Annotated in this window: 2 protein-coding genes; both read right to left on the reverse strand. The window is 66.5% G+C overall.

Annotation, left to right across the window (positions count from 1 at the left end):
- On the reverse strand, window positions 1-515 hold a 515-nt coding region (locus JAN01S_RS17445), incomplete at its 3' end, for a hypothetical protein (protein WP_218000069.1).
- 166 nt (window positions 516-681) lie between these two features.
- Window positions 682-1,643, reverse strand: a 962-nt coding sequence (locus JAN01S_RS16375; protein ID WP_218000070.1) for a hypothetical protein, incomplete at its 5' end; no start/stop codon positions are given.

Below are 1,643 nucleotides of genomic sequence, written 5' to 3' on the forward strand. Positions count from 1 at the left end.
GTCCAGCCCTCTGGTGCACGACGGACCGTGACGACACCGCCACCTGGGATCGACGGGCCTCCTGGGTGTGCGCCCTTCCAGGAGCCCGCCGGTCTGAGCACCGACGCGCTGACAGTCAACGCCTCCATGGTTGCCTCACGCACAGCTGCACCCACGACGGCTGCAGGGCTGTCAGGGTCCAGTTCCCGCGCGGGGAGGCCACTTCCGACGAACCCTCCGCCCGGCCCCTGCGATCGACGAGCTCTCACCAGCAGGCGGTCTCTCGGCAGCGAGACGGTGACGTTGACGCACTCAGCCTCCAGGCCCGAATGCGACGGCAATCCAAGCGTTCTGGCCATCACGGACCCGGTGGGCGAACCTTGATCGATCAAGGACGCATCGAGCACACCAGAGCGCCGGAGCATGTCCATCACCGTCGCCCCCAACTCCTCATCGGTCGGGGGCGCAGCCACGTCACCGGCCACAGCATGGATCCGGCTGGTCGTCGCGCCGGGATGATCAGCGAAGAAGGCCATCGCCCCCACGAAGAACGCGTCTCCGTGCCGATACACATTCGTCTGCCGCTTCGTCTTGCTCAGGGGGATTCGTGGACGGAGGCCATAGGCGATGCATGTATCCGCCGGACATGTCCCGTCATGCGCGCCTCAACACCTGGCACGGGCAATCCCGGGTGGCTGCTGTTCACCAGGCAACCTCGTCGTCAGCGGTCAAGGACACCGCTTGCCCGATATCGGACAACGACGCCGCGCGCGGCACGATGCGCCCACTTTGGTGTGCCGGGACCACCCACACGCCGGTGTCAGGGCTGATCATCTGCGGATACATCGTCAGGCCGTGATCACCCGCCTCGATCAGCACCTGGCAGTCGCCAGCGGTGGGGTCCTCCTCACCAGTCTGGAGGTCGCTGTCCCCGGCGCGAGCAAGCACATCCACCACGACCTTGCCCAGAGTGTCAAACGGTGCCTCACCGGGTACCCGCTCAACTGTCGAGGAGGCCAGACCAGACTGACCACCACCTCGCGCGCCGATACGTGCAGTCACCGACCACTGATTCGCTACACGGCGAAGCGTGACGACCCCGCCGGAGGGGAAGACGACGGAGTTCTGCTGCTCGCCACGCCACGACCCCGCTGGGCGCAGCACTCCCGCACTTGCCTCTTCAGCGCGATCCGCGGCCTCGCGCACCGCACTCCCCACGGTCTCGACGGGAACGTCGTCACCGATCACGACCGTCTCGAGGTCTCCCCCAAAGCCTCCGCCAGCGCCCTCGGACGGCATCGCCCCGATCAACAAGCGCCTACCCTTGCGCGTGACGCTGACCAAGACCGTCTCGCGCAACAGCGCACTGTCCGAGGGCAGCTCCAGGGCTGCTGCAACGTGTGAGCGACCATCCTCCCCCTTGGCCACCAGCGCCAGGTCCAGGACTCCCGACTGGTTCAGGAGGCTGAGCACCGTGCCACCCAGCTCCTCATCCGTGGGCGCACTGACCACCTCGGAAATGTTGGTGCTCGTCGAGCCGGGGTGCGATGCGAAAAAGGTGTCCACTCCGACGAAGTACCGCTCCCCGTGCTTGTGGACGCTGACCCGTTGCTTCACGGCCATTCCTTGCCCTCTGCGCTCCCAAGGCTCAGTTCGTCGACGTC

This window comes from Janibacter anophelis NBRC 107843, from assembly GCF_001570945.1.
GTDB lineage: Bacteria > Actinomycetota > Actinomycetes > Actinomycetales > Dermatophilaceae > Janibacter > Janibacter anophelis.